The 25,903-nt window shown below is 66.8% G+C and carries 22 protein-coding genes and 2 pseudogenes; 15 read left to right on the plus strand and 9 right to left on the minus strand.

Features of this window, described 5'->3' with window-relative positions:
* Nucleotides 1–454: 454 nt before the first annotated feature.
* Genes ACL02O_RS16830 through ACL02O_RS16840 form a run of 3 tightly spaced genes read left to right on the plus strand, consistent with a single transcriptional unit; the run spans nt 455 to nt 1,749 of the window.
* On the plus strand, nt 455–688 hold the full coding sequence (locus tag ACL02O_RS16830; RefSeq protein WP_412819024.1) for a hypothetical protein: 234 nt from the start codon (nt 455–457) through the stop codon (nt 686–688).
* Complete coding sequence (locus ACL02O_RS16835) at nt 685–1,062, plus strand: hypothetical protein (protein WP_412819025.1); 378 nt, start codon at nt 685–687, stop codon at nt 1,060–1,062. Before ACL02O_RS16830 ends, ACL02O_RS16835 begins: the two co-directional genes overlap by 4 nt.
* Before the next feature lie 3 nt (nt 1,063–1,065).
* Entirely contained in the window at nt 1,066–1,749 is a 684-nt protein-coding gene (locus ACL02O_RS16840; RefSeq protein ID WP_412819026.1) for a DUF2637 domain-containing protein, read from the plus strand.
* Between the two features lie 113 nt (nt 1,750–1,862).
* Here ACL02O_RS16840 and ACL02O_RS16845 read toward each other — a convergent pair whose 3' ends face one another.
* Nucleotides 1,863–2,285 carry a hypothetical protein gene (locus ACL02O_RS16845; RefSeq protein WP_412819027.1) on the minus strand — a complete coding sequence of 141 codons (423 nt, stop codon included), beginning with the start codon at nt 2,283–2,285 and terminating at the stop codon, nt 1,863–1,865.
* Nucleotides 2,286–2,402: 117 nt separating this feature from the next.
* Between ACL02O_RS16845 and ACL02O_RS16850 the strand changes: the two genes are divergently transcribed.
* A complete protein-coding gene (locus ACL02O_RS16850; RefSeq protein ID WP_412819028.1) occupies nt 2,403–2,612 on the plus strand; it encodes a hypothetical protein in 210 nt (69 codons plus the stop codon).
* A gap of 1 nt (nt 2,613) precedes the next feature.
* On the plus strand, nt 2,614–2,952 hold the full coding sequence (locus tag ACL02O_RS16855) for a hypothetical protein (protein WP_412819029.1): 339 nt from the start codon (nt 2,614–2,616) through the stop codon (nt 2,950–2,952).
* A 296-nt stretch (nt 2,953–3,248) separates the two neighbouring features.
* On the opposite strand, the gene ACL02O_RS16860 is transcribed toward ACL02O_RS16855, so the two are convergent.
* The gene (locus ACL02O_RS16860; protein ID WP_412819030.1) at nt 3,249–5,207 is read right to left on the minus strand and encodes a hypothetical protein; all 1,959 of its coding nucleotides are present in this window, start codon (nt 5,205–5,207) and stop codon (nt 3,249–3,251) included.
* Nucleotides 5,208–6,033: 826 nt separating this feature from the next.
* On the opposite strand from ACL02O_RS16860, the gene ACL02O_RS16865 reads away from it, so the two are divergent.
* Entirely contained in the window at nt 6,034–10,680 is a 4,647-nt protein-coding gene (locus ACL02O_RS16865) for a hypothetical protein (protein WP_412819031.1), read from the plus strand.
* Between the two features lie 318 nt (nt 10,681–10,998).
* Nucleotides 10,999–12,212, plus strand: a pseudogene (locus ACL02O_RS16870) (IS110 family RNA-guided transposase).
* 82 nt (nt 12,213–12,294) lie between these two features.
* Here ACL02O_RS16870 and ACL02O_RS16875 read toward each other — a convergent pair.
* Nucleotides 12,295–12,543 (minus strand): annotated as a pseudogene (locus ACL02O_RS16875) (transposase family protein); the annotation flags it as partial.
* Nucleotides 12,544–12,769: 226 nt separating this feature from the next.
* Here ACL02O_RS16875 and ACL02O_RS16880 point away from each other — a divergent pair.
* A complete protein-coding gene (locus ACL02O_RS16880) occupies nt 12,770–14,014 on the plus strand; it encodes a hypothetical protein (protein ID WP_412819032.1) in 1,245 nt (414 codons plus the stop codon).
* 489 nt (nt 14,015–14,503) lie between these two features.
* On the opposite strand, the gene ACL02O_RS16885 is transcribed toward ACL02O_RS16880, so the two are convergent.
* From ACL02O_RS16885 to ACL02O_RS16895, 3 genes are read right to left on the minus strand one after another with little or no spacing between them, the layout of a single operon-like run.
* Nucleotides 14,504–14,908 carry a hypothetical protein gene (locus ACL02O_RS16885; RefSeq protein WP_412819033.1) on the minus strand — a complete coding sequence of 135 codons (405 nt, stop codon included), beginning with the start codon at nt 14,906–14,908 and terminating at the stop codon, nt 14,504–14,506.
* Entirely contained in the window at nt 14,905–15,186 is a 282-nt protein-coding gene (locus ACL02O_RS16890; RefSeq protein ID WP_412819034.1) for a hypothetical protein, read from the minus strand. The genes ACL02O_RS16885 and ACL02O_RS16890 overlap by 4 nt, the downstream gene beginning before the upstream one ends.
* 1 nt (nt 15,187) lies before the next feature.
* The gene (locus ACL02O_RS16895; RefSeq protein WP_412819035.1) at nt 15,188–15,439 is read right to left on the minus strand and encodes a hypothetical protein; all 252 of its coding nucleotides are present in this window, start codon (nt 15,437–15,439) and stop codon (nt 15,188–15,190) included.
* A gap of 471 nt (nt 15,440–15,910) precedes the next feature.
* On the opposite strand from ACL02O_RS16895, the gene ACL02O_RS16900 reads away from it, so the two are divergent.
* From ACL02O_RS16900 to ACL02O_RS16915, 4 genes are all read left to right on the plus strand, one after another.
* Entirely contained in the window at nt 15,911–16,798 is an 888-nt protein-coding gene (locus ACL02O_RS16900) for a helix-turn-helix domain-containing protein (protein ID WP_412819036.1), read from the plus strand.
* Nucleotides 16,795–16,998, plus strand: coding sequence for a DUF397 domain-containing protein (locus ACL02O_RS16905; RefSeq protein ID WP_412819037.1), 204 nt, complete (start codon nt 16,795–16,797; stop codon nt 16,996–16,998). Before ACL02O_RS16900 ends, ACL02O_RS16905 begins: the two co-directional genes overlap by 4 nt.
* 814 nt (nt 16,999–17,812) lie before the next feature.
* Entirely contained in the window at nt 17,813–18,724 is a 912-nt protein-coding gene (locus tag ACL02O_RS16910; RefSeq protein WP_412819038.1) for a replication-relaxation family protein, read from the plus strand.
* Nucleotides 18,725–19,421: 697 nt separating this feature from the next.
* Nucleotides 19,422–20,918, plus strand: coding sequence for a recombinase family protein (locus tag ACL02O_RS16915; protein WP_412819039.1), 1,497 nt, complete (start codon nt 19,422–19,424; stop codon nt 20,916–20,918).
* 181 nt (nt 20,919–21,099) lie between these two features.
* On the opposite strand, the gene ACL02O_RS16920 is transcribed toward ACL02O_RS16915, so the two are convergent.
* Together ACL02O_RS16920 and ACL02O_RS16925 are read right to left on the minus strand one after the other, a co-directional pair.
* Nucleotides 21,100–21,408 carry a hypothetical protein gene (locus ACL02O_RS16920; RefSeq protein WP_412819040.1) on the minus strand — a complete coding sequence of 103 codons (309 nt, stop codon included), beginning with the start codon at nt 21,406–21,408 and terminating at the stop codon, nt 21,100–21,102.
* Nucleotides 21,405–21,824: a hypothetical protein gene (locus ACL02O_RS16925; RefSeq protein ID WP_412819041.1), complete on the minus strand. Its 420-nt coding sequence runs from the start codon at nt 21,822–21,824 to the stop codon at nt 21,405–21,407. Before ACL02O_RS16925 ends, ACL02O_RS16920 begins: the two co-directional genes overlap by 4 nt.
* An 89-nt stretch (nt 21,825–21,913) precedes the next feature.
* Here ACL02O_RS16925 and ACL02O_RS16930 point away from each other — a divergent pair, with 89 nt between their 5' ends.
* Entirely contained in the window at nt 21,914–22,315 is a 402-nt protein-coding gene (locus ACL02O_RS16930; protein ID WP_412819042.1) for a GntR family transcriptional regulator, read from the plus strand.
* 182 nt (nt 22,316–22,497) lie between these two features.
* Nucleotides 22,498–22,809: a hypothetical protein gene (locus tag ACL02O_RS16935; RefSeq protein WP_412819043.1), complete on the plus strand. Its 312-nt coding sequence runs from the start codon at nt 22,498–22,500 to the stop codon at nt 22,807–22,809.
* Between the two features lie 741 nt (nt 22,810–23,550).
* Here ACL02O_RS16935 and ACL02O_RS16940 read toward each other — a convergent pair.
* On the minus strand, nt 23,551–24,747 hold the full coding sequence (locus ACL02O_RS16940) for an MFS transporter (RefSeq protein WP_412819044.1): 1,197 nt from the start codon (nt 24,745–24,747) through the stop codon (nt 23,551–23,553).
* 90 nt (nt 24,748–24,837) lie between these two features.
* On the opposite strand from ACL02O_RS16940, the gene ACL02O_RS16945 reads away from it, so the two are divergent.
* On the plus strand, nt 24,838–25,680 hold the full coding sequence (locus ACL02O_RS16945; RefSeq protein ID WP_412819045.1) for a LysR family transcriptional regulator: 843 nt from the start codon (nt 24,838–24,840) through the stop codon (nt 25,678–25,680).
* The last annotated feature ends 223 nt before the right edge of the window (nt 25,681–25,903 follow it).

Consider the following 25,903-nt stretch of genomic DNA (forward strand, 5'->3'; position numbering starts at 1 on the left):
CGGCCCACTCCGAGCACACGGTCGCCATCACCGAGGACGCCCCCTTGGTGCTCACCCGGCGTGAACCGGAGGACTCCGCAACGAGGGTTGATTCCGCCAGTCGTCTATCTGCTATAGACGCCTAGCACGCCAACGGCAGGTGCCTGGTCGGTAGCGGATCACAGGTGCCAACCGGGCGCAGCGCCGAACAGATCCACTAGCCCGCTGCTTTCGCGCCAAGCCGGCAACCCTCCGGCGGAGTGTGACTCCGGCCGCGCCTTCGCGCAGGGCGGTCCACGTAGCAACGAGCCCGCATCGTCCCTGGTGAGGGCGATGCGGGCATCGCTAAATCGGGCATCTCCCATGAAATGTCCTGCGGTGGGCCGGACGCGTCGCCGCGAACACCGCCTATCACTTTCGCCGGTGACCCACTACCGGCGCGTTTGACCAGGTCACGGGTGCGGGGTGGTGCCCGATGAACACTATCCGCCGTCGCCCGGAAGCTCCGGCAACCTTCGCCTCGGCCGTCTGGACCGGTTTGCACCTGCCAGCACGCCAGGCCGTCCGCCACGAGCTTGTCACCGCCCTGATCGCGGAGTTGCACGATGCGCTCACCAACACCACGACCTCGGACACCGAGGCGTACGAGGTATTCGTCCGCGCGGTAGCGCTCCTCAACGTGTACGTCGTCGGGGAGGAACGCCGATGAGCCGACCAGATCCTCCGCCGACCCGGTTCGACGACGCCGAGAAGATCAACCCATTCCAGGCCCTCGTCGACCTTCACGACCACGCGACAGGGCATCCGTTGCGGCCGTCCCGCGACGAGGCGCTGACTGACTTGGCGCTGTCCGCCGCCGTGGTGTCCTGGTTGAGTCGATGGCAACCAGCCATGATCCACGCGGCGCTGCGAGCCGGTGCTGCCGTCGCGGATGTCGCTGCCGCGACAGGGCTGGGCACCGACGAGGTGGTCCACCGCTGGGAGCGGTGGAGCGATGTCCAGACCCGCGTGGTCATCGACGGACATTCTCTGCTCGACCCGGACGAGGTCCGGACAATCCGCCGGCGGATCGGAAGGCGGTGACCTATGAACCCGACCCGATTCGCACGGAACGCCAGCACGGTGGCGGTGGCGTCCATCGCAGCATGGTCCTCCTGGAGCCACATGGTCCATGTCGCGTTGACATTCGGCGAACGTCCGGAGGTTGCCTATGTGCTGCCGATCTCGGTCGACGGGATGCTCATCGTCGCGTCGACCGAGATGATGGACGACAAGCGCGCGGGACGTCCGGTCCGCTGGTCGGCTCGGACTGCCTTCCTCGCCGGTGTCGGTGCCAGCGTTGCGGCGAACATCGCCGCAGCTCAACCCACCCTCGGTGCCCGTATCGTCGCGGCCTGGCCCGCCGTCGCACTGCTCCTCGTGGTCGAAATGCTGTCTCGCGCCCGCCAACCAGACATGTCCAAACGAGTGGCCAGCAGTCCCCGCGAGGGCGGCACAGCAAGCCCTCTCGGTAAAGCAGGACAGGACGATGCGGCACCCGACGCCGCTTCGGCCACCGAGAAGTCCATGACGGCGCGGACATCAGATGCACCTTCACGATCACGCACACCGGGGCCTCGCCGCCAGCACGGTGAGCGGACATCCGACGCCTTACTGAGGATCCAGGCAGAACGGCCAGACGCGAGCCTGACGGACATCGCCACGCACCTCGGGGTGACCGAACGACATGTCCGCAGGCTCCTCAACTCCGCGCTGACCGAGTCCGAATAGGCGGCCCCGGACACGTGTGTCGGGCTCCACTTGATGCGTGACGGATCGCTGCCACTTGATCCGTGACACGTCCGGCTAGAACAAGTTCTCGATGGTGAGGGTAGCCGGGGCGGTCATGCCGGCGGCGCCCACGATTTGATCCAGGTGAGGAACTGCAGGGCTCCGGTCCTGACCGCCGGATTGGGACGTTGAGTCAGTTCCGTGCAGAGGTCGATGAAGTGGGCGACGGGACCGTGGGGCAGTAGGTGTTGTCCGAGGGCTGTGTAGAGGTGATCGAGTTGTTCGTCGTTGGCGGCGGCGACGGCTTGGGCGATCAACTGAACTCCGTGGGTGTCGTCGCGTTGCAGCAGGGCGTGGCTGGTCGCGTCGGTGACGGCCGTGTCGTGCTCGTCGAGGAGCAGGCGCAGCAGTAGTTCGGCGATGTCGTCGCGTTCGGCTCGGCGGGCCAGGTCGTGACCGGCCGTCGCTCGATCGGACCACCGTGGTGATGACGCGGCGGTGATGGTGGCAAGCAGGCCGGAGTCGGGGTCTTGCATGGCGCTCAGGGTTTCACGTCGCGGGCCTGGGAGTGGGGGTTCCTCGTGGTGGTTCGGGCTTGCGGACCTTGAAGCGGGCGATGGCTTGGTGGCCGTGCGTGGCACTTCGGTGAGTAGTTGGTTGCCGTCGTGGACGCGGGAGGTGGTGTCGGCGTCTTCCACGGTAACGGTTCGGCCGGCGTGGCCGATGCCGACGTGGATTTTCTGGCCGGCGATGACGAGGACGCCGCGGCTGCTGATGGGTCGCTCGACGCGCAGTGGCGTGGGGGATGGTTGCGGTGGGGGTCCGGCGGGGCGGGCGTCGCGGATGCGGGCCTGTTCTTGTGAGGTGAGCGGGGTTGGGCAGGCTGCGCAGCAGGGTCCGGTCGGTGTCGAGCAGGTGCAGCACGCCGCGGTCGAGGCGGACGGTGACGCGTCGGCTGGCGAGGTGGTAGCCGATGGGGTGTTGCCGGCCGGCGAGGCTGACCAGGCCGATGGCGTTGACGAGACGGTCGACCTCGACGGGAGCCCCCGGCTTGAGCTGCCCGGCGGTGACCGGCGGCGGGCCGGCGTGACGGCCGCCGTCGGCGAGGAGTTGACGCAGGTGAGCGGGGGTGAGTCGGGAGGGCACTGTCTTGAGCCGGACACCGTCGAGGAGCAGGTGAACCACGGTGGTGTCGGCCCATAGGCCGATAACGAGTCCGGCCCGGGCTGGGCCGAGCCAGAGCTGTTGCCCGCAGACGGCGAGGCCGCCCGGCTGTGCACTCATCGGCACACGTCTGGACGACTTCCGGGCCAGCTCGGCGTAACGCTGCATAGCACGCGGAGCGCGCCGAAAAGTCCGTTTGCAGCCGTCGCCCGTTCCAGTTCTGTAGGTCTAGCGGCGGAATGACGCGAGTGACAGGCACCCCTCGGGGGAATCGAATCCCCCGGGGTAGACCTGTATAGCAAGTCCATCGTTCCTGGCCGTGCTCCAGCAACCCGTCAGGCCTGTCGCTTCTTCGCCGCGTCAAGGAGCCAGAACTCGTCGTTAATCTTGATAGTCAGAGCGACCATCAGTCGCAGTGCGCTGTAGTAGGTCTGCTGATGCTGGGCTTCGCCGTCGCCCTTGGCTTGGATGCCGTGCTGGTACTTATTGCGGAGCTTCGGGCCGTTGCTGAAGTCGACTGAGTTTAGGTTGTAGTTGAAGTAGGCGGCCTCGGCGTCGGTGAGCAACGACGAGCGCCTGACGAGCCACCCAGCGTCCAGCATTCTGTCGACGTGCGCACGACACCTCCTGTTCAGATGGTGGTAGGCAACGGCCTCGTTGTCGTTGAGCGACTGCAGCACGTGGAACAAGTCGGAATCCTTGAGTCGGATGCGGTCGCCTGTGTTCTCGACGAGCCCGTGTTCGATGAGCTTGTCGACTAGGGGCTGTTGGTATTCGTGCAGCGATTCGTACGACACCTTATTCCGTCGCAGCAGGCCGACAGCGTTTTCGCCGCGCATGTTGTCGTTGATGTAAGTCAGGTGTGACTGATCCGAGAACAGGATGTGCAGGATCGCGCGGATTTCGGTGTGGTCGGTCGCGTAGATGTACTTGCCCTCCAGGGTGCTAGGGATAGTCCGGTATCGGACCAGATCAGCCCCTGCGGCGGCTACGTCATGGTCGATTTCGCCGTCCTCGACAAGCAGCCTGAACTGCGTCGCGACGGACTCCATTTCAGCGAACAGGTTCCGGCAGCGTTCCAGATAGTTCGCCTTCGGGCTGGACGGGCTGAACACGAAACCCGCGATGCCGTATTCCGCGAGAAGATGCTCCTCGAAGTACCAGCGGAGAACCTCCTCAAGGTCGATGCCCTTCGTCCCGAGGTAGCGCTGGTACATCACCGTTTGGAGTAGTGTCGCGCGATCTTTGACGGTGAAAATGTGACTGGTCAGGTAGTCTTTGGCGCCGTTCATGCCCATCGCGAGTTCCAGCCCGCGGCGTTCGTTGTCGAATGCGGGGAGAGTCAGGAATCCGTCCCGTGGTGCGAACTCGAACAAAAACTGGAAGTTGTTCAGCACGGACGGGAAGTCCAACGAGCCCTCCAGCCAGGTCTCGCTGAAGGTGTACTCGATGACCATGTCATTCAACGTTGCCGTCACCGGCTCGACCTGGGTCGATGACACGGCAACGGTGCAACCGGTTCTTATGCCGGGAGTCGTTTTGAAGAAATCCTCGACCACGGCATCGTAACGCCGCTTCGCCTTCACGACCAACTTGGCATCCACCCCGCTCTTGCTGTCGATTGGGGCGTCCGCGATCAATTTCAAGAAGTTCGGATTCGGCTCCGTGCTGTCAATGTAGGCCTCCATCAGTGCCCGGGAGTCGGCAGGAGTGAAACTGGCGGGGAGGAAGGTCTCGTTCTTCATCTCGCCCCCAAGGTGATGCCTGACCACGAGTTCGGCTCGATTAGGCTCGGCCAGAAGTCGCTCCCGGATGGTCGTGCCGTAGTTCTCCACGAGCCGCTTGCTCGTGAGCATGTCACCGATGTGAACGTTCGCCCCGTCGAGCGCAATCAGCATCGCTGTGGCGGAGCAGCGTCCGAAGACTCCGAGGCCAGCCAGGAGATCGAGGAGGTGCTCGCGGTATCGCCAGTCGACTTCCGTCAACATGTCGGCAAGGTTGTCGTCCTCTAGGGCGTCGAACCACTGTGCGACGGTCCGCCTGATCCGTTTGGCAGCTGCAACGAGGGCCTTCCGGTCGTCTTCAACGGCGTCCGTTGGGATGAAACCTGCCTCGACGAACAGGCGAGCGTTGTGCAGTTCCAAGATGCCGTTGACTTCGTCAGGCGGAGCGGCGGGATCAAACCCCTCAACGACCTCGGCCGCTCGGTGGATTTGCCAGTACGTCGCGAAATCGCCAGCGCCGTAGAAGCGGAGCCGACGAGTGAGCTGGTCGTCTGCGGTCTCAGCGTCCATGAAGATCCTTACGAGCGTTCAGCGCCGGGTCGACGGGGTTTCGGGGTCCCCTCGACTCTAGGCGGACCGAAACAATCGTCGCCCTTGCCGGGACAGGGCGAACGCCAAGCTGGCGCCAGTCCGGGCGGATGACGCTGCACCCGCCGCCTCGTTCCCGGTTAGCCCGGCGATGTGGTCCCGTGCACATCCCGCACGATCACACCAAGGCGCACGCTCATCGGCAGATCCGTGCACTGCCGCGCGGCAGCGCCAACAGTTGTGGTCCTCACGCACCGTCATTTGGCCTCCGGGCACTTTCTGCCGGATCAGTCGGGCACGCTCGGTGATGTCCCAGGGGCCTGGACCGGCCACTCGGATACCGATTTGCATGCGGTTCTTGCCGGACTTGCTCTCTCCGAGACGTGGGAGCAAACGCGGACCGATACGCGGTGGCAGTCGGGCCCATTCGGCCTGCTCAACCGCAGGCCGGGGGAGGAGTCCCCGGCTGGGGACGATCAAAAGGTAAGGGGCGGAGCGCTGGAGTGCCGCCCGGACCACTCGGACCCCATGCCTGATCGTCGTTGTGGTGATCAGATTAGGTCCCACAGGTTGTCGTCGTTTCGGCCAGAGACTTGGGGCGGTGTGGTCGAACCCGTGTCCAAGTCCGAGTATGAGCTGGAGAATCCCGCTGGGCTGGAGTGTCGGACGCCTGATCTAGGCTGCGCAGATGGTGCGGAAGGACCGTTGAGGTGGAGGTAGCGGAGTGACACGCGCGTCGGCGGGCGGAGCTGGGACAGCGGGCGGTGTCCAGCACGAAGGTCGATGTGCGGCCTGGCTGGCGGCTCACATGCTCGCCGAGACCGCGTTACCGTCTTGGGCGTCTGGCCGGCTGGTGGTCGGTGTCGGTGGACAGACGGGCCGGCCGGTCGACGACGTTGGCGCGCTAACCGACGCGGGGGGCTGGGTTTGCGTCCAGGCCAAGAAGCGGCTGGCACGTAGCGACGACACGAACAGTGACCTGGCAGCAGCGCTGGAACAGCTGGTGGCTATCGATGCGGTAGGTGTTCCCAGCCGGCCGCCGGGTGAGTCTGATCTGCGACGTCTTACGCCGCAGGCTGATCGGATCCTGATTCTCACCAACGAGGAAGCACCCCGGACGATCGCCGGGGCGATGGCCCGGCTCGTGGACCGCCTGCGTACTTGGCCTGAGGCCGTTCCCGTGGCCGAGGCTGCCACGACAGCGGACGAACGAGCAGCTCTGGACACTCTGCATGAGCACTTGAAGCGTCTGTGGTCTGAGCGTCACGGTCACGCCGCGGACGAAAGTGTGGTGCGGTCACTGCTGCGTCCGCTCGCGGTTCGGGCCTTGAACTTACGGCCAGATGGGGTGGATCTACGTGCGCTTCTGCCGGACCTTCGCGATCTTCTTGACGATCCTGCCAAGGCACCTGCGCTGTGGCGCGAACTGGAGTTGATCGGTCAGCAGCTAACAGTCGAGCGCTCATGGATTCGGCGTGTCGATCTGGTCCACGAACTAGAGAACCGGGAGATCTATCTCACGCCAGTTGTGCGCCTGCGCCGCGATGTCCAACGGCTCCAAGAGATCACGACCGGCAACCTCGATTCGCCGCCCACAAACCTCGCCCTCACCACGCCGGACGGCCCCGTCAAGGTAAGCCGGGCCGCATCGAAGCTGCTTGACGCATCCGAAGGGAACGTGGCGATCACTGGTGATCCCGGCGCCGGAAAATCGGTCGTATTGCATCGGTTCGGCGCGTGCCAGCAGGGGGACGTCGTCTACCTGACGCACGGCCAGTTGCGGGCCACGGCCGGCCAGACCCGTGCTGAACTCAAAATAGGCCATGATCTTTACGAGGTGCTCGCCGGTTGGACGGGATCGCATCCGGGACTACTCCTTCTCGACGGCCTTGATCAAACCCGAGGTGTCGACGCGTCGAGTTGGCTGCCCGAGCTCGCTGAGCGTCTCCGATCATCCCGATGGCGGATCGTTGCCAGTATCCGATCGTTCGACCTTCGCCACAGCAGCCGCTGGCGGACGATGTTTGCTGGGAACCCGGTCGATCCCGAACACATCGACCCGGAACTCGCCGGGGTCGCACACCTGAAGGTGGATGACCTCACGGCAGAGGAGATCGCGAAGGTACGAGCGGCAAGCCCATCGATCGACAAGGTGTTCAAGCAGACCAGCGATCGTCTACAAGGACTACTGGCCAATCCATTCAACCTCAACCTGGCAGGCGACCTAATCAGCGCCGACATGGACGTTTCTCAGGTCCGCAGCCGGCTAGACCTGCTGACTCGCTTTTGGCGACTTCGCGTCGCCGACGGGCCCGAGGGACGAATTCGGCAGCGTGTAGTGCGCACACTCGTCGACTCGATGGTCGCAGCCCGATCTCAACAGGCCGACGACTCGCAGCTCACCGAGTCGGCTTTGCTGACCGTCCTTGATGACCTGGTCCGCGATGGCGTGCTCAGGGAAGGTCCTGCCAGCCAGTGGGCGGCGGGCCGGCCCGTCGGGTTCGCACACCCCGTCCTGTTCGACTACGCGGCAGCGATCGTCGCGCTCGGCGACGTCACCGCAGCGCACAGTCTCGCCGACAGGCTCGACGCCGACCCGGATCTGACCATGGTTCTGCGGCCTAGCCTCGACTACCGACTAGCGATCGCATGGCACGACGACCGGACCCGTACAAGCTACTGGCGGCTCGCCTTGCGCCTAGCCTCACAACGATCCGGCCACATGCTGGCCGCAGCTGCGGCCGCGACCGTCGCCGCCCACGAGATGCGCGATCCGGCCGAGTTGAAGCCGCTCGAATCCGCCTGCATCGCTGGTGGCGAGGCCGCGACTTGGACCATTGACGATGCACGAGGACTCGCCTTCCTGGTCGCTGCCGGGCTTGCCGACGCCGGCTCGAACTCGGCGGCATTGGACGCGTTCGGAGAGCTGCTGGCGGGCCTCGCACTTCACGCCGTTAACAACAACGACGCCGACCTGGCGCTCCTAGTGGCGCAGCTGAGTCGCCGCGCAACAAACGATCAACCGCCGGTCCCTGGCACGCTGGCCGCCCGCTGTTGGGTCCAATCGGCGATCGCCGTCTTTCTGGTGGGCCTTACCGAGGTGAACGATCCCCGACGGGCGAAACTTGCCGATCGCGGCGCACGGGCGCTGGCCACCGCAGCGACCCTCGACGCCGCTGCGACCGCCGACACCATACGGGCGGTCATCGCCGAACCCACCCTGCGAGCATGGGGCGTACGAGCCGTTCGCCCACTGGTCGACGTACTACCGCAGATAGCGCGCCAAGACCCGACCCTCGCTGTCGATCTCGCCGCAAGCGTATGGCTCTTCCGAGACGACCGATCCCAGCCCACGAATATTCTCAACAGCCAGATACTCCCTCTGACATCCAATCGCCAGCAGGACCTGGAGGGCGTCCAATACCAGGTCGGCCGAAAATTCCCCGATCTGGCAGCAGCTGACGTCACTACGGCGACCAGGCTCTTCATCCAGATCGTTGAACCACTTTCCGCGTCTCGATACCGCGGGATCGAGACCGAGACGGCCCACAAGCCGTCAGTGCTGTACGGCGGCCCTCTTCAGTACGCAGGAGGTCATGGGACCCTGTCCACAATGGCCGACACCCTCGTGGACCGCCTTGATGAGCTCGGACCAGACTGCGGCGAGGCGGTCGATCTGCTCATCAATGGCCTCACCCCGGCCGAGGTGTGGAACCGCCTGCTTCATCGAGCCGAGACGAGCGAATCAACCGGACTCGCGACCGTACTCCAGCCGGCATTGTCCAGCCCATCGCTTTTCGCCCACAGCGAGACGTGGCCAGCTGCCGCGCGCGTTGCTGCCCGCCTTGCCCCGCACCTCACCGCACCGGACCGTGACGCACTAACGCGGGCCATCGTCGAGGCGACCGAACCCGCAGCGGACGATTCGGCACGACGGAGGCACAGCCTCCATGAGCGGCGCGAGGCACTACTGAACGCTCTCGCCACCAGCGGAACCATCGCAGATCCAGCTCAGACCCCTCCGAGTGTGTCACTTAATGGCGTGCCGGATCAGGTTGAGCCCGACACCGCGTCATCTCCGTACACGCGGCTTCTACAGGACGTTGACGAGGCGCTTGAGCAAGCCAACCAAGCAGCAGAGCGTGAAGCCGCGGGCCGGCGGCTGCTGGCCCTGTGGCCAAGGCTCGAGGCAGCGGATACCGCGAACCGGCGGATGCGTGCCGCCTGCCACATCGCTTGCTTGCCGGAGGTTCTACCAGACAACTCCGTCGGCCGCCAGATCCTCGCAGACGTCGAAACGGCCCTGCCTAAACCTCAACGCTACACGGGGCAACCCGCTTCAAACGGCAGTCGCCATGCGAGCTGGTCGAGCACACCGGAAACCGAGGCCCTCACTGCCGTCCGCGTACTGCTTGCACGGCCGCAATGGCGAAGCGCCCACGGAGACCAGCTACGCGCACACCTGCTGAGCCATCTCGACAGCAGCACATGGATACACCGCTATCTCAGCACCGCCGGCATCAGTCTGATCTACACCGAGCCGGACGACCTCCTCGCCCAGGTGGAAAGCCGGCTCGCGACCGAGCAGGACGGCCATGTCGCGACGCTGCTAGTCCACGCCCTGGCCAGGCACCTACACACCCGGCCCGCCGATGTGGACGGCATCCTTTCCCGAATAGCCGACCTACGCGGCTCGCCTCACCTCATCGCCCCGCCGAAGGACGGGTCCGAGGTTTACGACACGCCCGCCGAGTCGGTGATCCAGTGCCTGACGATCCTCGCGATCGAGTACGGCACACCCTTTGCGGACGCCACGGTGCGACGGTGGCTCGCGAGTCCCGTCGACAACACCCAAATAGTGATCGTGATCGCGGCCCACCTGCGCGCCTTGCTCAATCCCGCTGATCCCTCCCTCTGCAGCGCACAGCAAAAAGCGTTCGACCTGCTAGCTCTTACCGTGAAGCCACTCGCCTTAGCCTGGACCGACGTAACGCATCTGGACAAGGCGTTAACCGTCGCAGAGGCGATCACCCAACAGCTGTACTTCGCCAGCGGCGCATTTGGGAGCCAGGGAGGGTGCCGCAAAGAGCTCGGCGAGCCTACGGTCTTCGCGAAGCTCGCACTGCCGCTGCTAGACGGTATCGGCCAAGTCCGGCACCCGGCAGTCACCCACCACATCGTCGAGACCGCCGAGCACCTGAGCAGTGCACAGCCCAAGCCTGCCCTGCAACTGGCGTTGCGGGCGGTCACGGAGGATCACGGGTACGTCGCCGAGTCCCTCGGCGTCGACGCCGTCATCAAGCTCATCAACACCTACATGGCCAACCACCGCGAACTCGTCCTCGGCGATCCAGAATGCACCACGGCAGTACGCCTCCTCCTCGAACAATTCGTTCGAGTAGGATGGCCCAAAGCCATACAAGTGGCAGAACGGATGGACGAACTGTTCCGCTGAACCCACGGAACAAGGCTCCAGTCGGGCGGTACACCCAGTCGTGGGCGGCACCGACCGCGGCCTTCGGGGTGCCGGGAAGGCGCTGGCTTCGCCCCGTTCCCTTTTTGATCGTCCCCAGCCGGGGACCCTCGGTCGCCCGGCCCGGTATGACTTCCTGCCCCTGTCGTTCGGATGATCCGGGGGGTGTTGTCGCCGGGTCGGGTGGCGTCGGCGGACCGCTGATAGGGACACGGCCACCCGTGTTGGGGTAGGTCTCTTCGTAACGTGGCTGCCGGCAGTCCGACGCCCTGACTGCGGCCGAGGCCACGGGATCGATGCGTGGAGGCGGGTGCGGTGCACGACGGATACGGCGTCTACCTCGGCTTGGACGTCGGCAAGGGTGATCACCACGCGGTTGGGCTGGGCCCGGACGGCAAGCGGTTGCACGACGCGCCGTTGCCGAACACCGAGGCCCGGCTGCGGCAGCTGTTCGACAAGCTCGCCCGCCACGGCACGGTCTTGGTGGTGGTTGACCAGCCCGCGTCGATCGGTGCCTTGCCGGTCGCGGTGGCTCGGGCGTGCGGTCATCAGGTGGCCTACCTGCCCGGCCTGGCGATGCGCCGCATCGCTGACCTGCACCCCGGTGCGGCGAAGACCGACGCCCGCGACGCCTACGTCATCGCCGATGCGGCCCGCGCCTTGCCGCACACCCTGCGGCGGGTCGACGTTGGTGACGAGGCTCTGGCCGAGCTGGAAGTCCTGGTCGGCTTCGACGACGACCTCGCGGGCGAAGCCACCCGCGTGTCCAACCGCATCCGGGGCCTGCTCACCCAGATCCACCCCGCTCTTGAACGGGTCCTTGGTCCGAAAGTGCCCCACAAGGCGGTGCTGGAGCTGCTGTCGCGGTGCGGCGGACCCGCCGGGCTGCGCAAGGCCGGCCGCCGCAAATTGCTGTCCATCGCCACCGTCCACGCACCTCGCATGGGTGAGCGGCTCGTCGAGCAGATCATGACCGCACTCGACGAGCAGACTGTCACCGTCCCTGGCACCCAGGCGGCGGAGACGATCCTGCCCCGCCTTGCCGACAGTCTCCGCGACGTCCTGCGCCAGCGAGACCAGGTCGCCGGCGAGGTCGAGAGGATGCTTGATGCGCACCCTCTTGCCTCGGTCCTGACCTCGATGCCCGGCATCGGCGTCAGGACCGCCGCCCGGATTCTGCTCGAAGTCGGCGACGGCACCGCCTTCGCCACTCCCGGCCACCTCGCCGCCTACGCTGGCCTCGCCCCGGTTACCCGACGCTCCGGCAGCAGCATCCGCGGTGAACACCCACCCCGCGGCGGCAACAAAACCTCAAACGCGCGTTCTTCCTCGCCGCGTTCGCGTCCCTGGCCGACCCGGTCAGCCGGGCCTACTACGACCGCAAACGCGCCGAACGCAAACGCCACAACGCCGCCCTCATCTGCCTCGCCCGCCGCCGCTGCGACGTCCTGTTCGCCATGCTCCGCGACAAGATCCCCTACCAACCACGCCCGACCAGCCCCGTCCCCGCTTGACCAAACCCATAGGGACACCCCCCGTCACGGTGGTCGCAGTTCCCGGCTTTGCTGTACCCCACCGCGAAAGTTCCCGGTGCCTTCAGTCCTCGGAAATCGAGCCACCGTTGTCGGAGTAGTCGCCCCCACCCCAGCGATATGAACGGCCAACCTTGCCGTGCCCGGGTCGACGGGTTGTCGTGTTCGGTGATCCAGTGAGCGGCGAGCAGGCGATCGCCTCGCGCACGTACCGGAATGCCATGGCCACTCTGACGCCGAACCCGGAGGCCAACCGCGGGTAGGTGTCGCGGTTGCGTAGGTGGTCCAGGACCAGCAGCGTCTGCTGACCGGCCGAGAGCCTGCGTCACCGGCTGCCAATCGCCGCCGGGTGGGTACGTAGCAGATCGGCCAGGCGAGTCAAGTACACCGCGGACAGCTGTTCGTGCCAGCATCGTCTGATGTGGACGAGCGACGCGTCGTCGGCGTAGCCCGTGATCTCCGATCCCTACGCAGGTTGGAAGCGGTTCGTTGGGGACAGATCATTGGACTAGTGACGGAATCCCCTGCACGCTAGTTGGGTGCCGCAAGATGTCGAGCCTCGTGTCGTCCTCCTGACCATGGACTTGGAAGCTTCGGAGATCGTTCTGAGTCGCTCGGACGGCAGAGAAGCGCGGGTACCCCTCGCCCTTCGACGTGGCCCGGAACGCTCCGCATTATCGAAGATCCACATCACGCCCGACCATCGCGGACTGCTCGCGGTCACGACGACCGGCGCCGAGATCCTGTTCGAAGGTCCTCGGTTCGAGGGCGGCGACCAACTCGCAGGCCGCCTGGTGGTCTATCTGGATCAGAACCACTGGAGCACCGTGGCCAACGCTTTCCACTACCCGGAGAAGGTAACGTCCACGGAGCGAGCCGCTGCGCACAGACTCACCGAGCTCGTCTACGATCGACAGATCGTGATGCCCACGTCGTCCGCACACCATCATGAGACAGCCGCGCGGTTCGACTTCGACAAGCGGTACCGGCTCGGCCTGACCATGTTGCAGCTCAGCCGCGGCTGGCAGGTGCGTGATCCGTTGCAGGTGCGTCGCGACGAGCTGCGCTCAGCCTTCACCGATCGCTACGGCCTGCCGAAAGATCGGGCAGACGATCCGGTCTTCTCGTTGGCGCCCAACGTGTTGTACTCGCCTCACCGCGGATGGTCTCCACCGAGCCCACCGTCGGACTTCCCTCCCGAAATCGCCTTCCGGTGGGAGGCCTTGACCGAGGCGTGCGGGCACATCGACGCCGTTCTCGGCGCGGATCGGTCCGAAGACGGCCCGGATACCGGCTGGGTGGCAAAGAGCCAGCACTTCAGTGACTGGCTCGATGGCGAACCGAAAACTCGAGAACAGAAGCGCAAGGCGATCGATGCATGGCTGTTTGCCGACCTGTCAGACGAAATCGCGTACGAATCCGCCGCCTGCGGCGCCACCGTCGATCAACTGCGCGACTGGTGCCTCCGCCATTTCGCCGCAGACCTTCGCCATGCCCCGGCGACCGGACTGTTCCGTGAGGTCCTTCACGACCGACACTTGAACAAGGGCACACGGTGGAGGCGGAACGACCTGACCGACATGATCTATCTGTCGTGCGCGGCGGGATACGCCGACATCGTCGTAGGCGAGCGGCACCTGCGAGGCATCCTCAACCAAGGGCTGCATCGTCTGGGCCGACCCTTGAGGGTCCACCGCCACCTCGCTGACGCTGTGACGGACATCGAGGAGCGGCGGTCGAACGGCCGGCGGGGAGCGCCAATGGTGCGACAAGACGGCTCGTAAGCCGGTAACGTCTTCGAGTCACGGGGTGGCGAGCTTGGGACGTTGAACCGAAAGCTTGGATGCATCGACACCCTTAAATTTGACCGCCGCATGCGCTTGCCTTCCTGAAATAGGCGGTCGAAAAGCCATCGGGTGACAATGCGAGATCACCGCAGGGTCAAGGGGGCCCAGGCCGATTCAGGTGCGTGGGACCGAGCGCGAGCTCGCTGTATGCGACGGTGCGTTCGTACGTCGCGGACCGGATTCAAGGTTCAGTCGCGGACAGGCGCGAATCAGACAAAACCTCGGCTGTGGGTCGCTCCAAACGAGTCACCCAGCCATCGGCGACGAGTGGCACTTACATCGGCACTCGGCCTGATCAGGTGTACTCATCTCGGCATGTCCGGAAGCCGCTGGAGGCGGTCGCCGGTGGCGACGGCCGGGGGCGACGGCCGGGGGCTGAGCGTCGGTCGTCGCCGCCTTCCGCCGGGTCGTGGAGTCCGCGGAGGGTCAGCCAGCCGACGGGTCGCGCGGTGCCGGTTCGTCGGCTTGCGGGGGCCGTTGGGTGCCGGGATGGCGGGGACCTCTGTCGCTCTGCTCGTCGTGTATCGGCTCGACCTTCCGCTTGTCGGTTGGCCGCCGTGGCGGCATGTCGATGCCGATTGCTCGGGCGTATTCGGCGAGGATGCCGCCGGCTTCGGCGAGTAGCCATGAGCCGTCGCGGAGTTTGACGATTCCTTGGGCGTAGTTGCCGAGGGCGCGGTTGACGAGGGGGTTGGTGGCTCCGGTGGTGAGGGCGCGGAACTCGGCTCGGGCGTTTTCGGCGTCCTGGATGACGACCTTGGTGAGGTCCTGCTGTTGACTGATGGAGACGTGCAGGTTTCGTAGCGCGGCGGCGATGTCGGGCAGGGTCACGGTTGGTGCCTCCGGGTGAGGTCGGCTGCGGGATCGGGTCCGGCGGTGATACGGCGGGCGTTGATGAGCTGCGGTCGGGTCGCGCCGGGTGTTCTTCGGGGCAGGCGGCCGTAGCGGGTGAAGGTGGCGGCGGCCTGCTCGTTGCTGGGGCAGGGTCCGATGAGCCGGCAGCGCAGGCAGTAGCCGGTGGCGCTGGAGGTGACGTGCTCATCGAGCGTGCGTTGGGCGGCGACGAGTTGGTCGATGGCCGCTGCGGACAGGTAGACGGTGGCGGCCATGTCACGCCTCCGAGGGCGGCAGGGCCGCGACGCGGGTGAGTACCTGCCGGAAGCGTCCCGCTCGGCCGTCCGGGTTGATGTCGATGCCTTCGAGCCACACCCAGTGGCCGTCGTACCAGAGGCTGAGGTCGAGGCGGACGCAGACGATCCGCAGCCGAAGCGGGCCGTAGCCGTGCTGGTAGTCCTGTTCGCGTAGGTGCACGACGTCGCCGGGTACGACGGCGACCTCGGGCGTGATCGGCAAGTAGGTCACAGCCCGCTCGACCATTCCGTTCGGCCCGGGTGCGGGCGGGATCTGCGGCCTCCGCAGTCGGGGCAGTTCAGTGCCGACCCGCACTGTCGGCACCATCGGGACTTGACCTTGAACAGGAGCAGTCCGGCGGCGAAGCCGAGCGTCGCGACCACCGCCAGGACGAGGGATGGAACCACTGCGTTGCCTCCCTGACTCGGCCTCTCGGCAGGGACGCAGCCCGCTTCGGGTGACGGGCTGCGTCCCGTCGAGAGGCGTCCGAGGCCGGACAGGCGGCGGGCTCCTGGGAGCGCGAGTCCGCCGCCGGTTACGCGGCTTCCGTCGGCCGCGCCAGCCTGAGATGCTCATGCATATACTGCCCATGCACTAGTGGGAATGCAAGGCTTGCGTTCGCATGTAGGTCACTTGCCTGACCTGGCTGGATGTTGCATGCGCATGGCAGGCACACTCTGACTACGACAGGAGCGAAGGGACATGGAGTTGTCAGCTCGACGGCAGCCACCCACCGTGCGCCTCCGGCGACTCGCGGCGGAGCTGCGCGGACTGCGCACCGGAGCCGGCCTCACCCGCGAAGAGGTCAGCGAGCAGACCGGCATCAACCCCGCCACCCTCTACCGCATCGAGACCGCCAAGGTCCGGCCGCAGCGGCGCACCCTGATGGCGATGCTCGACACGTACGGCGTCACCGACGAGGACAAGCGCAGCGAACTCATCGCCCTGTCCCGGCAGGCCGCGCAGCTGGGCTGGCTCCAGGCGTACGAGTCGGAGCTACCCGAGCTGTACACCACCTACATCAGCTTCGAAGCCGAAGCCCGCTCCGTCCGCAACTACGAATCGCTGTTCATCCCCGGCCTGCTTCAAACCGAGGGCTACGCCCGGGAGGTCATCAAGGCCGGCCTGCCGCTGGCAACCGAGGACGACATCCGTGCCCGAGTAGAAGCGCGCTTGCAACGGCAGGAGTCACTGCGCAAGAAGGATCCGATCCGGCTCTGGGCGATCCTCGATGAAGCGGTGCTACTCCGCCAGGTGGGCGGCGGCGAGATCATGGCAGAACAACTCCAGGCGTTGGTGGTATCGGCTGCTCAGCCGCACATCACCCTGCAGGTCATCCCGTTCACCAGCGGCGCCCACGCCGGCATGCCCGGCTCGTTCGTCGTCATGGACTTCCCCGACCCCGCCGACCCCGCGCTGGTCTACATCGACAGCATGGCAGGCGACCTGTTCCTCGAACGCGAAGCCGACGTTCGCCGCTTCGCCATGACCTTCGAGCATCTTCAGGCCACCGCCCTCGACCCCTCCAGCTCGATCAAGGCGATCGAGGCTCAGATCCACAAGATCAAAGAGAAAGGCGGTGCGGGGTGATCCGCCACGACCTGTCCGGCGCGAACTGGAAGAAGAGCAGCCGGTCCAGCGCAAACGGCCAGTGCGTTGAGGTTGCTGACCTCGTTGACGCGGTGGCGCTTCGTGACAGCAAGGATCCGGCTGGTCCGGTGCTGGTCTTCGAGCGCGTCGCGTGGGCGAGCTTCCTGGTCGGGGCGAAGGACGGCCTCCGGCAGCGGTAGCCTGTCTGGTCTTGCGGAACCTGTAAATGGCTATGGCATCCTCCGTCGCGGGGCTACATTGGAGGGTGCTCTTTGTTTCACCAGCACCACCTTGCACGCCCGCACAGGGCTCGTGCGTCTGATGGATCAGCGTCGCATGGGTGCCCACCCGCCTGAGGGCCGGTCGGCGACGACGCCCCACCAGGCGGCGAGCCTGCCGCGTCGTTTGCTTGGCGCACCAGGCGTCCGTATGGGTGCCCACCGAGCCCGTTGAGGCAGGTCGGCGGCGGACACCGCGCTTTGGCCAGCGACCCCGCCGCGCGGAGTCGTGTCAGCGGCGCACCCGCTCAGGGATCGCTCCGCCGCTGAACCCTACCGTTCCCCGCTTGCTGCACCGCTGCGCGCCGCCGCCTCGCAGTGCGGCGATGCCGCCTACCCACCTTCAGCCCTGATACGCCCGCACATCCCCGCCTCGGCGCACGCCTGTTGACAACTCCACAGATGACCCGTGCTGGCGCTGGGAAGCCCCACCCGCCGAAGCCCACCACCATCCAGGAGTACACACCGTGTCTGCTCACCACGAATCTCTCCTCACGCCGGCAGCCACCCAACAGGATCGGCTGTGCGGCGTTGACAGATCCGGCCATGACCTCCGTCCGGGACTCCGTTCGACCCGCCACATGGCGGTCCACCTTGACCCGGACCCCCGAACGGACTCCACCACCCACCTGTCAGGGCAGGCCACGGCCGCTGCCCGCAGCGGCGGCGCTGCCGCGACAGACCCCTGTCTGGGGTCTCCCCGGTGGGGGTACGGCGACGTACTCGGAGATTGCCCATGACTGATGCCGTCTTGCGGGTGCAGTCCGCGCTGACCGACCGCGATCACATCCTGCTCGGCTGGCTGGCCGACCACGGTCTGCTCACCACCCCGCAGATCGCCCACGCCCTGTTCCCGTCCGTCGACTTCGCCCAGGAACGACTCCGCAAGCTCACCACCCTCGGCGTCCTCGCGCGGTTCCGACCACAGCGACCCGACGGCGGCTCCTACCCCTACCACTACCTGCTCGACCAGCTCGGCGTCGACGTCGTGGCCGCCCAACGCGGCGACGACCTGCCCCGCCGCGACGCCGCCCGTAAACGGCGCTGGCACCTGACGAACCGCGCCAACCTGCCCCACCTGCTCGGCACCAACCAGTTCTTCATCGAGCTGGCCGGCTACGCCCGCACCCATCCCGAAGCCCACCTGATCCGCTGGTGGCCGGCGTCCCGCATGCAGCGCCTGGGCGCGTTCGCCGAACCCGACGACCCCGTCCAGGTCCACGCCTACATCCCCCGCGTACGCCCCGACGGACACGGCATCTGGGCCGAACACCACCAGCAGGTGCCGTTCTTCCTGGAGTACGACACCGGCACCGAACGGCCCCTGTCCATCCTGACCGACAAGATCACCGCCTACGAGAGGCTCGCCGCCGTCACCCGGCGGGTCTGGCCGGTGCTGTTCTGGCTGCACTCCGCCGCACGGGAACGCCACCTCCACCAGCGCCTCAGCGACGCCGGCATACGAACACCGGCAGCCACCGCCGTCCGCGACGACGCGGCCCGCAACGGCAAGAGCCCGGCCGAGGCGGTGTGGTGGCTGCACCGCCGCCCCGGCGGCCTGTTGCGGCTGGCCGACCTCGCCGACACCGTCATCACCACACAGACCGACACGCAGCAGGCCGACCGTCCTGGATCTGTCACCACCTGACCACCCGCCCCGCCGGACCCGGTGACAGCTCCTGACAGGTCCACACCTCCCCGACAGGCCGCGGAGCTACCCTCCCGCGCCCGGAACCAAGCCCGACCACCCCAACGACTCCAGACCCCGTGAAGGAGGCACACCTGGACCGACAGCCGCGGGAAGCACGTCGCACCCTCACCGGCCGCATCCCACGAAGGAGGTACCACCACCAGCCACGAGCGGACACCACTCGATCAGACACGCAGAAATCAGCTTAGAAGGGAGCCCGACGCCAATGCGCCTTCTCTTTATGCCCACGAGAGTCGCTGACAGCTATTCCGGAGGAATATGCCCAGCCACGCCGCAGGCGAGAACACCCGAAACGGGTATGCTGACAATAACGAAACACATGACGGCGACACCGCGAATACCACCCCCGCGCATCGGCGCATCACTGGTAAACGTCGCCGTACACCCGCCACCATGACCGATGTACGCGTCGGACGAATAGAAACGGTCACTATGACAGCCGAAGAGGAAAACGAAGCCGTAACCGCCCTCGCTGTCCTGGTCGCCCACTACTGGCGCGCGCACCCCGAGCAAGCCGCATAACCCGCCCGGTGGTGGACGCCCGCGCCAAGCGGCGTCCACCACCCCGCGCCCCGGAATGCCCACCTGGCGGCCCGCAAGGATTGGGCCGCCGCTGATGAAGGAGCCAGCACGCATGGCCGCCACCATCCCGAAACCTCGGCGCGGCAGGCGCCACCCCAGCAGCAGCGCAACCGCTGAGCCGAGGCTGCGCCGCGTCGCCATCTACACCCGACGCTCCACCGACGACGAACACCAGCCCTTCTCCATCGACGCCCAGATCGCCTCGCTGCGCAGCTACATCAACTCCCAGCCTGGCTGGACTCTGGTATTGGAGTTCAGCGACGACGCCTCCGGTGCCACCACCGACCGCCCCGACCTACAACGCGCGCTGCGCTCCGCCAAAGCCGGCCAATACGACGTGCTTCTCGTCGTCCGCGTCGACCGATTCTCCCGCCGCCTGTCCGACCTTTTGGATCTGCTGCACGAGTTGGACAGCGCCGGGGTGGCGTTCTGCTCCGCCACCGAACCATTCGACACCTCCACCCCCATCGGGCGGATGCTCATCCAACTCCTCGGCGTCTTCGCCGAATTCGAACGAGAAACCATCATCGACAGGGTGATCAACGGCATGACCACCAAAGCCGGAAAAGGAAAATGGCCCGGCGGCACCCGCCCCTACGGCTACCACGTCGACCGCGACAGCCAAAAACTCGTCCCCCACCCCGAAGAGGCACCCATCCTGCGCGACATCTTCCGCCTCTACACCCAACAACGCCTCGGCACCCGCGCCATCGCCACCGAACTCAACCAACGCGGCATCCGCAACCGCACCGGCAAACCCTGGTCCGGCTACACCATCGCCCGCATCCTCGACAACCCCGCCTACACCGGCGACATCGCCTACCGCGACGTCTACGTCACCGACGCCCACGAACCCCTCATCGACCGCGACACCTTCACCGCCGCCCGCGACCTCGCCACCGCCCGCGCCGACGCCCACCACCAGCGAGCAGCGTCCCCCAGCGAATACCACCTCACCGGGCTGATCACCTGCCCCGACTGCGGACGCAAATACATCGGCACCGCCGTCCAAGGCCGCAACGCCCGCTACCGCTACTACACTGCTTCTCCCGCAACCGCTACGGCGCCTCCGGCTGCAACGGAGTCCGACTCGCCGCCGACGCCACCGACACCGCCGTCCTCCAAGCCCTCCACGAGTTCTACACCAACGCCCACACCATCCTGGACAAAGTCATCGCCGAAGCCCGCCAACAGTTCCACGACACCCACGCCGACCGGCACGCCGAACTCGACGCCATCACCGCCCAGATCACCAACACCCAAGCGGCCATCGAGCGCTACCACCACGCGTTCGAGAACGGCACCATGGACGACGCCACTGCCGGACCCCGCATCACCGAACTCCGGCGCAAGATCACACAACTACAGGCACACCGCGACGACCTCGCCGCCAGCCTCGACAACGAGCCAACCCCACCACCGACCGGCACCATCGAACGACTCCGCGCCTACCTCAACCACATCCTGGCCCACGGCACCTCCGGCGAGCGCAAACGAGCCATCGAAGCCCTCGTCGCCGAGATCCGCATCAACGAGAAAGGCGAAGTGATCCCCGTGTTCAAGATCCCCAACGCCGGCACCGCAGCCGGTGTCGTCACCGACGACACCGGCGCTGCCACAACCACCACACCCACCGGTTTGCGCAATGGTGAGGTTGGTGGGCCGCCAGGGACTCGAACCCTGAACCTATGGATTGCCGGCGAGCCAGCCGGATCGAGTGTTGTGCGAGGTCATCCGGCCTGCTGAGGCGCTTCTCGGCCGGGTTCGGCTGGCACGGTTGCTGTACATCGCTGCTGTACTGCTGGCGTCGGCCGAGCGGCCTCCCTGGTCCAGCCGAGGAAGCGGCGGTGCAGCACGCCGGCCGGCGTCCAGGGCATGTCCTCGGTTGCCTGGACGAGGTAGGAGCCGAGGTAGAGGGCCAGCGACACCGGAGCATCCGCATACTCCGCCCGTAGCTCCCGCTTGCGGGTGGGGCAGGGCCAGGGCAGGTCGCAGCCTCCGCAGCTCCAGATCGGCATGACCGGGCCGTGGGTGGTCACCGCACACCCTCCAGGAACCGGGCGGTGATCGTCCGGGCCTGCCGGCTGATCGCCCAGTCCACCTGCCAGCACGGGTACGGCGTCAGCCGCGACCACCAGGCGCGGCAGCCGACGCACATGCCATCGAGCCCGCGAACGTGTACGGCCAGGATCGCGTGCTCCTGGTCGTCTTTCACTGCGGCTCCTCTCCTCCTGGCCAGTGGCCACGATTGATCGGAATCCGGTGCCGGGCGCGACATGGCAACTCGGCTCCGCACCGGCAGACCCGCCGCCACCGCCGCCAACACCAGACCGGCCGATGCCTGCGCGCGAGGGTCATCGCGACGGCGAGCAGGTACTCCTCGTACGAGACACGCCGCACTGGATCTCCCCTCGGGCCTCGTCGACGGCACGGCGGCCGGGCCTTGGCTGGTCATCCGACCGCCGCACCTGCCAAGCGACCGTACATACGTAGGACTGTAGATACAATAACCTGTAGAACTGTTGGACACGTAGCGTCACATTTGTGATCGACCCCAGCGCGGATCGTGCAGTGTTTCGGCAGCTCGCCGACCTACTGCGCGGTCGGATCACGTCCGGCGACCTCGCGCCCGGCGCGTCGCTGCCCAGCGAGCTGCGACTGGCTCAGGAGTATGGACTGAGCCGGACCAGCGTCCGGCAGGCCATCTCCCTGCTCCGGTCGGAAGGGCTCGTGATCGTCCAACCCCCGCGCGGCACGTTCGTCCGCAGCATGGAGCCGACCGAGACGGTAACCCTGCTCAAGGGCGACACCGTCTCAGCCCGGATGCCCACCCCTGCCGAGCGCAAGGAGCTGGACATCGGCGAAGGCGTCCCCGTCCTGGTGGTCTTCCGCGCCGATGGCTCGCGCGAGCTGTACCCCGCCGACCGCATCCGCGTCGGCCGCTGATCTACGCATTACGAGTCGGTCCCCAGGTGCTGGTCCGCCGCCTGGTCCTCCTCCTCGACCTGGTGCCCCCAGTCCGCGATCGTCCGCTGCTGCTCGCCGGTTTGGCTGCTCAATTGGCTGCTCCGCGGGCCCGATGGCTACCGGCCTTCCCTGCACGTGCCACGGACGGCAGTATGTCCTGCGTGGCATCGACGACGAGACAGCAGCAGGTCCTTCAGGCGCGAGGGGCCCTGATCATGGCAGCCCGCCGCCGCTCGCTGGTGACGTACAAGGAATTGGGTATAGCAATCGGCATGGTTGGCGTGCCTCTCGGTCACCAGATGCCACCAGTGCTCGATGAACTCTCGGATCTGTGCATCGCCGCGGGCGAGCCCTCGCTGGCAGCCCTCGTCGTCAACGAGAAGACAGGGGCGCCGGGCAAGGGTTACGACGACGGTGGCGTTCCGTGGCACAGCTCGGTCCAAGAGGTCTTCCGCTACTGGGCCAAGCAGTAGAGATCTCACGCCTTCGAGGGGCCCGGAACGTCGAACGGGCCCAGTGGCACGAGAGCGATGGACATCTCGCTTACAAGTTCTGGGCGCATCGTCCGGCGGCGTCTCAGACCGTCTCCCGCCTCGGCCGACCGTCCGTGCGACGCCGGCCCTGGTCGCCTTCATCCGGGCCCGTTGCTGTCACCGCTGCTGTCGATGACGCAGCGCGGCCCAGCAGAGGAACACGCCCCCCCAGCACAGAGAAGGTCTCCCCGAGGCCCCTGAAGCCGGGCTCCCGCTGAATGGACGGTCACCCACCCAAACCTCGATCATGAGGACGCCCAGGCCGAAGACGAGAAACCACGCACCCAACTGAGCAACCTGCTTCAAAGTCGGCCGCACGCCGGTCTTGGTCATGCAGTCATGGAAGCACGCCAACCTACTGCCGACCATCCCCTGGTCGCCCGGCCCGACGATCATACGTTGAAGCTCCGTGGCTGCCCCAGCCGACTCCTTGACCCCCAGGCAACCAACGCGGGGCTCTGACCTGGCGCTTCATGGGGATTGAACTGCCGGAACCGTCCACCACGGTCCCCGCTCGTCCGGTCGTGTCCGTACCGATTGTCACCCAGTTGGTCACCCGCTTCTTGCGTGACCCGTCAGCATGCAGCCAGCCGCTACCCACCATCTGGTGTTCACCGGGGCGTCGGCCAGAAACGGACTTAACGCCCACTGAGAAGGCTCAGCCGCTGGACGGCAGGCAGATCATCGCGCGTCCGATGCCACGATGAGGCTGGGATCGCTGCGCACCGACCGCGTTCGTATGGGTGAGCGTCGAGACAGCAGCCATCCCACCAGCGCGGCGGCGAGGCCGGCCAGGCCGGCCGCCGCGAAGCCGCCTGCCGGTCCGGACGTGTCGATCGCCGCGCCGACGATCGGGACGCCGAGGGCGAAGCCCGCGCCCAGCGCCGAGGACTGCAAGCCTGTCGCCTCACCGCGCACGCTCGCGGGTGCGAGCCGGCTCACCGCGGCGGACAGCGCGGAAAGAGTCGGTGCGGCGAGCAGCCCCGCGCCGCAGCCTGCCACGCACAACCAGCGCCAGTCGTGGGCCAGTCCGGCGGGAATGGTCACCAGCCCGAGCAGGCCGAGCAGCAGCCGGGCGGGCAGCGGTCGTGGGAGCGCGCCGTACAGCAGCCCGCCGGCGATGGAGGCTGCGCCGTACACGGCCACGACGACAGCGGCCCAGGAGACCTGGCCGGCTTCCTTGAGAGTGGCCACGATGGCCAGGTCGGTGCCGTTGAGCACTATCGTGGTGCCGAACGCCATTGCCAGCACCGCGATCATTCTCGGGCCCAGCCACTCCCGGCGACGGGGGCGGTCGGCCGGGTCGGCCGGCGCCTCGTTCTCGGCCCGCAGCGGGGGGTTGAGCAGGGCGATCCCCGCTCCGCCCGCCACGAGCGCGGCGCCGACGCCCCAAGCCACCACGCCGGCGGGCAGTTGTGCCGCGCAGAGGATCACAATCGGCGGGCCTACCATGTAGGACAGCTCGCCCTGTACCGCTTCCAGCGCGAAGGCGGCCCGGCGCTGTCCCGCCTTTGTCATCGCGGCGATCGCCTGCCTGGTCACCATCGGGGCCGGCACCATCAGCAGACCTGCTACGAAGGCGGCGGCCAGCAGGGTCGTGTACGGCAGTACTGCGACGCTCAGCCAACACGCGACCTGCACCACGACGGTGATCAGCAGCACGATACGCGCGCCCCGCCGGTCGATCATGCGGCCCAGCAGCGGACCGCCCAGCGCGAGACCGGTGGTCATGGCCGCCGCGGCTCCTCCCGCTGCCGCGTAGCTCATGTCTAGGCCCAGAACGACGTACATCGTCAGCGCCATCCCGGAAGCCGTGATCGCGGTACGGGCGAGCAGCGAGACGCCCAACAGCGATGCCATCCCGGGCACGGCGAGCACCTGTTGGTATCGAGTCACCCGCGTGACGCTAGACCCTTCATCCGGCCATAGGAAGTGGCCAGTCTATTGGAGCTGATATAATGAATCCTTATGGCCAAGGATCTAGAGATCGTACTGCTGCGTTCGTTCGTTACCGCTGTGCGGGCGGGCAGCATCAGCCGCGCCGCGACCGCGCTGGGGCAGACCCAGCCCGCGCTCAGCCAGCAGTTGCGCAAGCTCGAGACTACCGTCGGTAGCCCCCTGCTCCTCCGGTCCACGACCGGCGTCTCGCCGACCCGCGCGGGTGACGAACTCCTGCCATACGCCGAGCGCATCCTCTCGCTTTCCGCGCAGGCACTCACCGAAGCCGGCCGCGCACTGACCGGCCACTGCGGCGTCGGGTTACTCGAAGACCTCGCCGCGTCCCAACTTCCGCAGGCCCTAGCCGACCTCGCCCGGCTGCACCCAGGGGCGACGTTGGAGGTGCTCAGCCTCTCCGGCGACGCGAGGCGCGAGGCGTACGACGCGGGACGCGTCCAACTCGTGCTCGACGAGGCGGCGGACGTTCCCGGCCGGCCGCGCTGGACGGTGCGCCGACCGCTGGTCTGGGCGGTCGGCCAGGGTGTGGACTTGGCCGCCGATCCGCTACCCGTGGTGCTGTTCTCGGGCCCGTGCACATGGCGTGCGTCGGTGCTGGAAGGGCTGGAAGGTGCCGACCGCCGCTGGCGGGTGGCGTTCGAGAGCAACAGTCTCGTCGGTGTGCTCGCCGCGGTGCGGGCCGGGCTCGGCGTCACGGCGGTGCTGCCCGCGAATCTCGAACCGGCAATGGCGTGCCACGACGCGGACGCCCTGCCCAGCCTGCCGGACATCGAACTCGGCCTAGCCAGACACCCGCGGACCGAAGGCGATCCGCTGGTCGATGCCGTGGAGACCGCGCTACGACGCATGGTCTGAGCGGCGCCGCCGGCTATCCGTCGAGTACCGCTCGAATCTGACCGAACCACTCAGTGCAAGCCGTGAGCACTCCTGCCATCCCGTCTGCCATCGACCCGCCCTCCTGGGGAGCGGGCCGCCGCCCGGCCCGCCACGTCAAGCGGACCTTGACGGCTCGTACGGACGCTGGCGGGTCGGGCGGTGGTCTGCTCGGCTCGCCCGGGCCGATGGCAGGCGGGGCGGC

Origin of the sequence: Micromonospora mangrovicola (assembly GCF_047200535.1) — a bacterium.
Lineage (GTDB): Bacteria > Actinomycetota > Actinomycetes > Mycobacteriales > Micromonosporaceae > Micromonospora.